At 71.6% G+C, this 8,476-nt stretch carries 7 protein-coding genes and 1 pseudogene; all 8 read right to left on the bottom strand.

The features are described 5' to 3' along the window. Positions 1 to 333, bottom strand: a pseudogene (locus MKK69_RS18780) (hypothetical protein); the annotation flags it as partial. Positions 334 to 740: 407 nt separating this feature from the next. Next, positions 741 to 1,529 (bottom strand): SDR family NAD(P)-dependent oxidoreductase, encoded by a 789-nt coding sequence (locus tag MKK69_RS18775; RefSeq protein ID WP_243970312.1) that lies wholly within the window; start codon positions 1,527 to 1,529, stop codon positions 741 to 743. Between the two features lie 2 nt (positions 1,530 to 1,531). After that, positions 1,532 to 2,590, bottom strand: coding sequence for a phosphotransferase family protein (locus tag MKK69_RS18770; protein ID WP_243970310.1), 1,059 nt, complete (start codon positions 2,588 to 2,590; stop codon positions 1,532 to 1,534). Then, positions 2,587 to 3,828, bottom strand: coding sequence for an acyl-CoA dehydrogenase family protein (locus tag MKK69_RS18765; RefSeq protein ID WP_243970308.1), 1,242 nt, complete (start codon positions 3,826 to 3,828; stop codon positions 2,587 to 2,589). The genes MKK69_RS18770 and MKK69_RS18765 overlap by 4 nt, the downstream gene beginning before the upstream one ends. Positions 3,829 to 3,917: 89 nt before the next feature. Further along, entirely contained in the window at positions 3,918 to 5,435 is a 1,518-nt protein-coding gene (locus tag MKK69_RS18760; RefSeq protein WP_243970306.1) for an ATP-binding cassette domain-containing protein, read from the bottom strand. Next, a complete protein-coding gene (locus MKK69_RS18755; RefSeq protein WP_243970304.1) occupies positions 5,432 to 6,352 on the bottom strand; it encodes a branched-chain amino acid ABC transporter permease in 921 nt (306 codons plus the stop codon). Before MKK69_RS18755 ends, MKK69_RS18760 begins: the two co-directional genes overlap by 4 nt. A gap of 232 nt (positions 6,353 to 6,584) precedes the next feature. Then, positions 6,585 to 7,460, bottom strand: coding sequence for a branched-chain amino acid ABC transporter permease (locus MKK69_RS18750; RefSeq protein WP_243970303.1), 876 nt, complete (start codon positions 7,458 to 7,460; stop codon positions 6,585 to 6,587). A 19-nt stretch (positions 7,461 to 7,479) separates the two neighbouring features. After that, a partial coding sequence (locus tag MKK69_RS18745) for an ABC transporter substrate-binding protein (protein ID WP_243970301.1) occupies positions 7,480 to 8,476 on the bottom strand: 997 nt, incomplete at its 5' end.

Below are 8,476 nucleotides of genomic sequence, written 5' to 3'. Positions count from 1 at the left end.
GCGGGGCCGGGACCGGGGGGGCACGGGCGGCCGCGCACCGAGGGCCGTGAGGGGCGGGACGAAGCGCCGGACGTGGACGCAGATGGACCCAGGGGCATCCTGCGCGGCCACGGCGGCTTCGGCGGGACAGGCCGGGCTCTGCTCCATAGAGCGGCGCAGCGCGTCCGCGGCGGACGACGCATCGGTCAGCCCGGCGGCGGGTTCCTCGGGGGCCGCCGCGAGCCGTTCCGCCGCCGTCTGCCGCCGTGCGCGCGACCGCTCGCGGGAACGCCCCGCGGTGGCGGCCGGCGCCGGGACAGGGGCCCCCTCTCCCGTACGGGCTACCGGATGCACACATCGCATCCGGCCGCGGGCAACGGCCGGACACAAGCGCATCTCCCTCCCCCCTCTGCGGGGGAGGGTGGCCCCCGAAGGGGGTCGGGAGAGGGGAGCGACGGTGCAGAAGGAAGCGTAAGCTTTCATGAAGGCCACGCCCGATCCTGAACCCGGGTTCCCCTCTCCCGACCCCTGCTGACGCAGGGGCCACCCTCCCCCGCAGAGGGGGGAGGGCAAGACCCGTGGCCGTTCGCGCCTGTCGTCAGACTGAGAAGCGTGAATCGGGTAGCCCGCCCGGGAGAGGGGGTGCGTCGCGCTCTGCCGCCGGCGTCGGACCCAGATGAATGAGTATCGGAGCCCGCAGCGGGGGGAGGGGGACGCGCGGGTCCCGCCGGCGTTGCGATCTGCGTGGCCCCCGCCCATCCTCACGCCTCCGCCAGCATCGCCTGCCGCAGGCGCGCCATGCCGGCGAGCCAGCGCTCGGGGTCCTCGGCCCGGCGGCGGGCGTACGCCGCCACCTGCGGGTGCGGCAGGATCAGGAAGCGCCCGGCCGCCAGCCCGTCGAAGGCGGCTTCGGCCACGGCCTCCGGGGACAGCACGCCGTCGCGGGACGCCGCGCTGGCCGCCCCCAGCATGGCGGTGTCGACCCCCTGCGGGCACAGGGCGGCGACCCGGATCCCGTCCGCCGCGTGCGCGATGGCGAGGTGTTCCAGGAAGGCCAGCGCCGCGTGCTTGGTAGCGCCGTAGGGGGCGCTGCCGATCTGGCTCAAGAGCCCCGCCGCCGAGACGGTGCCCAGGAACGCGCCGCCGCCCCGGGCGCGCCAGAGGGGCACGAGAACCCGCGCCGCGTGGACATGGCCCATCACATTCACCGACCAGGACCGCGCCCAGCTGTCGAGATCCGCCGAGGTGGCGAGCTCCGGATCGGGGTCGCGCTCCAGGATGCCGGCATTGGAGCCGTAGAGCGCGATCGGGCCGATCTCGGCCTCGATGCGCGTCAGGATTGCGGCGACCGCCGCCGCGTCGCCCACGTCGAGGGCGAAGCCCCGTCCGCCGAGCCCGGCCGCCACGGCCTCCGCCCCGGGCCCGTCCCGGTCGAGGGCGACGACCCGTGCCCCCCGGGCCCCGGCCGCGACGGCGAGCGCCCGGCCGATGCCCCGGGCGGCCCCCGTGACGGCGACGACGCGGCCGGCTAGGTCCCTGCCGAGTTCCACGCTCAGGCCCCCGCCCGCGCGGCGAAGGCCCAGGCCGCGGCGGCGAGCTTGGGCACCCGCGCCGCCATGGCGGAGGCGTGCTCGCTCGCGGCGTTGCCCGCCTTCGCCCGGGCGGCCACCCCCTGGAGGATGCCGACCAGCCGGAACAGGTTGTAGGCGAAGTACCAATCGAGGTCGGGGAGGTTCTCGCGGTCCGCGGCCCGGCAGTAGAGGGCCACCGCCTCGTCGCGGCCGGGGATGCCGAGCGCCGCCAGATCGAGGCCGCCGAGGCCGCTGCGCCCGTCGGCGGGCAACTCCCACTGCATCAGCAGGTAGCTGAAATCGGCGAGCGGATCGCCGAGCGTCGACAGCTCCCAGTCGAGCACCGCGCTGACGCCGCCATCCGCGGAGAAGATCAGGTTGTCGAGGCGGTAGTCGCCGTGGACCACGCAGGCACCCTGCTGCTCTGGCACGGTCCGGGGCAGCCACGCGATCAGCCGCTCGACATTCTCCAGGCGCCCGTCCTCGGCGGCGCGGTACTGGCGGGTCCAGCGGTCGACCTGCCGGGCGAAGTAGTTGCCGGGCCGGCCGTAATCGGACAGCCCCGCCGCCTCCGGGTCGATCGCGTGGAGGCGGGCGAGCGTCGCGATCATCCCGGCATAGTGCCGGTGGCGGGCATGGGGATCGAGGCCCGGGAGCGCCCCGTCCCAATGCACGGTGCCGCCCACCGCCTCCATCACGTAGAAACCCGCGCCGATGATGTTTTCGTCCTCACAGAGGGCGAAGGGGCGCGGCACCGGAAAGCCCTCGCCGTAGAGGGCGCCGATCACCCGGAACTCGCGCTCCACCGCGTGGGCCGAGGGCAGGAGCGGCCCGAACGGTTTTCGCCGCAGCACGTAGGCCTGGGCCGGCGTGTCGAGCCGGTAGGTCGGGTTCGACTGGCCGCCGCGGAACTGCTGCACGGTGAGCGGCCCGGAGAAGCCGCGGACGTGCCCGTCCATCCAGGCGGCGAGCCGCGCCTCGTCGATCCGGTGGCGCGGCTCAACCGGCTTCACGCCGGAGAAGATTTCGGCGTCGCTCATGAACGCTCCGCCTCACGGGCATTGGTGTAGCGCCCGAATTCGAGCCGGGCGATCGCGCGGTTGTGGACCTCGTCGGGCCCGTCGGCGAGCCGCAGGGTGCGGATATGAGCGTACATCTTGGCCAGCCCGAAATCCTCCGACACGCCGGCCCCGCCATGGGCCTGGATCGCGTCGTCGATCACCTTCAGCGCCACCCGGGGCGCCGCGACCTTGATCATGGCGATCTCGAGCTTGGCGCCCTTGGCGCCGACCGTGTCCATCATGTCGGCGGCCTTCAGGCAGAGCAGCCGGGTCATCTCGATGTCGATCCGCGCCTCCGCGACCCGCTGCTCCCAGACCGACTGCTCGGAGATCCGCTTGCCGAAGGCGACCCGGGAGACGAGGCGGCGCGCCATTGCCTCGAGCGCCACTTCCGCCGCCCCGATCGTGCGCATGCAATGGTGGATGCGGCCCGGACCCAGCCGCCCCTGCGCGATCTCGAAGCCGCGGCCTTCACCCAGGATCAGGTTTTCGGCCGGCACGCGGACATTCTCCAGCACGACCTCGCCATGCCCCTTAGGCGCGTCCTCGTAGCCGAAGACCGGCAGCAGGCGCGCGACCCGCACGCCCGGCGTGTCCATGGGCACCAGGATCTGCGACTGCTGCCGGTGGCGGGGCGCCTCCGGGTCGGTCTTGCCCATCAGGATCGCGATCCGGCAGCGCGGATCGCCGACGCCGGTCGACCACCACTTGCGGCCATCGATGACGTAGTGATCGCCGTCCCGGCGGATCGACGTCGCGATGTTGGTGGCGTCCGAGGAGGCGACCTCCGGCTCGGTCATCAGGAAGGCGGAGCGGATCTCCCCCGCCATCAGGGGCCTGAGCCAGGCGTCCTTCTGGGCGGGGCTGCCGTAGCGGTGCAGCACCTCCATGTTGCCGGTGTCGGGGGCCGCGCAGTTGAAGCATTCCGACGCGATCCCGACCCGGCCCATCGCCTCGGCGCAGAGCGCGTAGTCGAGGTTGGTCAGGCCGGCGCCGCGATAATCCTCCGTGTCGTGCTCGGGGGAGGGCGGCAGGAACAGGTTCCACAGGCCCTCGGCCCGCGCCGTCTCCTTCAGCCGCTCCATGGTGGGCGAGGGGTCGCGGCTCTGCGCCCGCTCGGCCGCCACCGCGCCCGCGGCCGGCAGGACCGCATCGTCGATGAAGGCGCGGACGCGGGTCAGCCAGTGCGTCTGGGATTGGGAGAGGGTGAAGTCCACGGTGTCCGCTCCCTGGTGTCGTTCCGATGGGATCCGCGCGTCTCCCTCCCCCTTTGCGGGGGAGGGGAGCCGCGCGTCCGTATGCTCCCTCACAGATACGCCGACCCCATCTCGCTGGCGAAGCGCTGCGGCGGGCCCTCCCAGACGATCCGGGCCTGCTCCAGCACGTAGACCCGGTCGGCGTGCGGCAGCGCGAAGGTGACGTTCTGCTCGCCGAGCAGCACCGTGATCGGCGTGGTCTGGCGCAGGCGCTCCAGGGCCTTCGACAGCAATTCCAGGATCACCGGGGCGAGGCCGAGCGTCGGCTCGTCGAGGATGAGCAGGCGGGGCCGCATCATCAGCGCCCGGGCGATGGTCAGCATCTGCTGCTCGCCCCCCGAGAGGGTGCGGGCGCTCTGGCCCTCGCGGGCCTTGAGGATCGGGAACAGTTCGTAGAGCCACTCGCGCTGCTTGCCGCTCTCGGCCTTCGGGAAATGCTGGCCGCCGAGGTCGAGGTTCTCGCGGACGTTGAGGTCGCCGAACAGCTCCCGGGTCTCCGGCACCTGGACGATGCCGGCCCGGGCGATGGCGGCCGGCTTCATCCGGGTCAGATCCCGGCCGTCGAACCGGATCGTGCCGGTATGCGGCACGAGGCCCGAGATCGCGTTGAACAGGGTGGTCTTGCCCGCCCCGTTCAGGCCCACCACCGAGACGAACTCGCCCTCGTGGACGTGGATCGAGGCGGCGCGCAACGCCTGCGCCTTGCCGTAGAGCACGTCGACGCCCGCGACGGTGAGCAGCGAATCCGGCTTGAACGCCGCCTCGGGCCGGGCGGCGGTCTCGATGCTGCCGCCGAGATAGACCCGGCGCACGGTCGGGTCGGCCATCACGGATTCGGCCGAGCCCTCGGCGATGCGCTCGCCGAGATACATGGCGAACACCCGGTCCACGAGGGCCGAGACGCTCTTCACGTTGTGGTCGACGAGGAGCACAGCCTTGCCCTCGTCGCGGAACCCCCGGATCAGCTCGGAGAACGCCGCGACCTCGCCGCCGGTCAGGCCCGCGAAGGGCTCGTCGACCAGCACCACCCGCGGGTCGCGGGCGATCGCCTTGGCGAGCTCCAGCCGGCGCAGATCCGCGAAGGGCAGGGTACCGGGGCGCCGATCGATAACCGCGCCGAGGCCGACGCGCTCGGCGATCTCCTTGGCACGCCGCGCCACGTGCGGGTCGGCGGCGAGCCGGATCAGGCTGTCGGGCAGGAGTGCGAGGCTGATGTTCTCCAGCACCGTCTGGCGCTGGAGCGGGCGCGCGTGCTGGAACACGAGGCCGATGCCGGAGCGCGCCACCCGGTGGGCCGGCAGCCCGCCGATCTCGGCGCCGTCGAGGCGGATCGAGCCGGCGCTCGGCCGCTCCAGGCCCATGATCAGCTTCATCACGGTGGATTTGCCCGAGCCGTTCGGGCCGATCAGGCCCAGGATCTCGCCGGGCCGCAGGTCGAGGTCGATGTCCTTGACGGCGACGAGGCCGCCGAAGCGCTTGGTCAGGCCGCGCACCGTCAGGCACGGCTCGGCCGCCACGGGGACGGGGGCGACGGCCTGCGGCGGCGCGGGCCTCACGGCGACGGTCATCGCGCTCTCCGGAAGGATGCGAGGCCCAGAAGCCCCGACGGCACGAACAGGATCACGAGGAGGGCCACCGCCGAGACCACGAAGGTCGACAGCGCCCCGAGCGGGCGCAGCAACTCGCCCGCCGCGATCAAGAACACCGCGCCCAAAGCCGCGCCCACGATGGTGCGCCGGCCGCCGAGCACCGCCGCGATGATCACCTGCACGCCCACCGCCGTGTCGATCAGCGTGCCGACCGAGGCGGTGCCCATGTAGAAGACCACCAGCCCGCCCGCGAGGCCCGAGAAGGCGGCGCTGACCGCGAAGGCCGCGAGCTTGTGCTTGGCGACGTTGAAGCCGAGCGCCCCGGTCACCACCGGGTCCTGCCCGGCGGCCTGGAGGATCAGCCCTGCGGGGGAGCGGGCGATGGCGGTGAGGATCAGGCCGGAGACCGCCATGAAGCCCAGAGCCAGCCAGTAGTTGGTGTCGGCGTCGATCGAGATGACGTCGGGTACGGTCAGGCCGATCTCGCCGCCGGTCAGCCCGGAGAACACCACGATCATGTTCTGCAGGAGCAGCACCGCCACCAGGGTGATCAGCCCGAAATAGGGGCCCCGCACCTTCAGCGCCGGCAGCGCCAAGGCGAGGCCGCCGACCACGGCGAGCGCGGTGCCGGCAGCCAAGCAGTAGGGGATCGGCAGCTCGTAGCGGTTGTTGAGGATGCCGGCGCCGTAGGCCCCGAGCCCGATCAGGAAGGTCGGGCCGAAATTGACCTCCCCGGCGAAGCCGAAGAGCAGGTCCCAAGCCATGGCGAACACGCCGAAGTAGTAGGCGATGGTCAGGAGGCCGAGGATGTAGCCGGAGACGTACCACGGGAGGGTGGCGGCCGCCGCGACGGCGAGGATCGCGATCCAGAAGCCGGGGGTGGTGAGGAGCTTCATGATCGCTCGCTGCGGGCGGGACTTTCCCTCCCCCCACTGCGGGGGAGGGTGGCCCCCGAAGGGGGTCGGGAGAGGGGAGCGACAGTGCAGAATGGGGCTGTGTGCTGCGTGAAGGCCGCGCCACTTCCGGAAGCCGGGTTCCCCTCACCCGACCCCTGCTCACGCAGGGGCCACCCTCCCCCGCAGAGGGGGGAGGGAGAGAAGCGGCCCTGGACAGCCTCGAAAAAAACCATCACCGCCGCCCCAGCAGGCCCTGCGGGCGCAGGTACATGACGGCCACGAGCAGCAGCAAAGCCGGGATCACCCGGTAGGCCGGCGAGATCAGGTAGGCGGTGGCGGTTTCCAGATACCCAACCACGTAGGCGGCGATCAGCGAGCCGGTGACCGACCCTAAGCCCCCCAGCACCACGATCGAGAAGGCGCTCGCGGTGAGCGGCCCCACGGAATACGAGGACACCCCCAGAAACATCCCGAGCAGCACCCCGGCGATGCCGGCGAGCAGCCCGTAGATCGCCCAGACGGCCACGTAGATCTTCGCCATGTCGTGGCCGAGCAGCGTCACGCCGCGCGGGTTCATGGAGGCGGCAAGCAGGACCTTGCCGGCCCGGGCCCGGTTCACGAACAGCCAGAGCAGGGCGATCACCACCCAGCAGATCACCGCGGTGAAGATCTCGTTCTTCGGCGTACGCACCCCGGCGATCTCGATCACCCCCTCGACGATCGGCAAGACCGTCTTGGGATTGTCGGTGAAGAAGTAGGCCACCAGCTCCTGGATCATGATCCCCCAGAGCAGGGTGCCGGTGAGGACGAAGATCTCCTTCTCCTCCCGGGGGATCGCCCTGCTGCGCTCGATCGGTGCGACGATGGCGAAGTAGGTGACCAGCGCGCCGGCGAGCCCGCACAGGACGCCGATCAGCGCCCCCGCGTAGGAGCCGAGGCCGAACAGCGCCGAGGCCGCCCAGGCCGCCACGGCGGCCATCACCATGATGGCCCCGTGGGAGAGGTTGAGGACGCCCGAGACCCCGAAGATCAGGGTGAAGCCCATCGCGCCGAGCGCGTAGAGGGCCGAGATCGCGAAGCCGTCGACGAGGATTTGGAGGCCGATCACAGCGCGCTCCCCGTCCGCACTACTGCACCGCCGGCTTGACCGCGGGGGGCAGGATCAGGGTCCCGTTGGCGGCCGCCGTCGGCCAGATCGCGACCTGCTTGCCGTTCTGCCACTGGCCGAGCACGCCGGTCATCAGGCCGGGCCCGTACTTGATCGAGTGCGTGAAGGTCTCGTCCCTGCCGTAGAAGGCGATGTGGCCGACGGTGCCGACCCAGTCGGTCTTCTCCAGGGCCTCGATCAGCGTGTCGGCCTCGGTGGAGCCGGCTCGCCGGACCGCGTCCGCCACATAGTAGGTCGCGTCGTAGGCCATGTAGCCCGCGTAGGAAGGCGCGCCGCCGAAGCGCTTGGTGAAGACCTCGGTGAACGGGATGGTCTTGTCGGTGAGCGCCATCCCGGGGAGCGCGACGCTGCCGAACAGCACGCCCTGGCTGGCCCCGTTGGTGTTGGCCCAGAAGGTCGAGGCGGTGGCCTGCCCGCTGATGCCGGTCATGGCGATCGGCACCTGCTGGTTCTGCCACTGCACGGTCGGCTGCACCCCGACATGGGCGATGCCGGTGACGATCAGGTCCGGCTTGGCCGCCTCGATCTTGTTGTAGATCGGCGTGAAGTCGCCCGTGTCCGGCGAGAAGCGGACGTGCTCCACCACCTTCAATCCGCTCTGCGGCAGGCATTCCTCGAAGCCGGCGTCGAGCGGGCGGGTCCAGGCCGCGTCCTCGCTCATGATGGCCACCGTCTTGGCCTTGAGCTTCTCGACCAGCACCTCCTTGGCCGAATCGCAGATCCCCTGCGCCAGGGCGTGCGAGGTCAGGTAGCCGTGGAAGGTGTACTTGTTGCGCGCGTAGTCCTTGTGGACGTTGACGCTGATCTCGTTCGACGCGGCCCCGGGGGTGATCATCGGGGTCTTGAGCCGGGCGGCCCAGGGCATCAGCGCCAGCACCACCTCGGAGACGTAGCTGGCGATGACGAGACTGACCTTGTCCTCGGAGACCGCCCGCTGGAAGGCGCGCACCGCGTCG

The sequence above is a fragment of the Methylobacterium sp. J-026 genome (assembly GCF_022829585.1).
Lineage (GTDB): Bacteria > Pseudomonadota > Alphaproteobacteria > Rhizobiales > Beijerinckiaceae > Methylobacterium.
The sequence above is the reverse complement of the archived record's forward strand: the minus strand, read 5'-3'. Positions and strand labels throughout refer to the sequence as shown.

Excerpts from the sequence above, each read along its gene's own strand:
- MKK69_RS18770 (WP_243970310.1), bottom strand. The coding sequence starts at position 2,590 with ATGAGCGACGCCGAAATCTTCTCCGGCGTGAAGCCGGTTGAGCCGCGC.
- MKK69_RS18760 (WP_243970306.1), bottom strand. The coding sequence starts at position 5,435 with ATGACCGTCGCCGTGAGGCCCGCGCCGCCGCAGGCCGTCGCCCCCGTC.
- MKK69_RS18755 (WP_243970304.1), bottom strand. The coding sequence starts at position 6,352 with ATGAAGCTCCTCACCACCCCCGGCTTCTGGATCGCGATCCTCGCCGTC.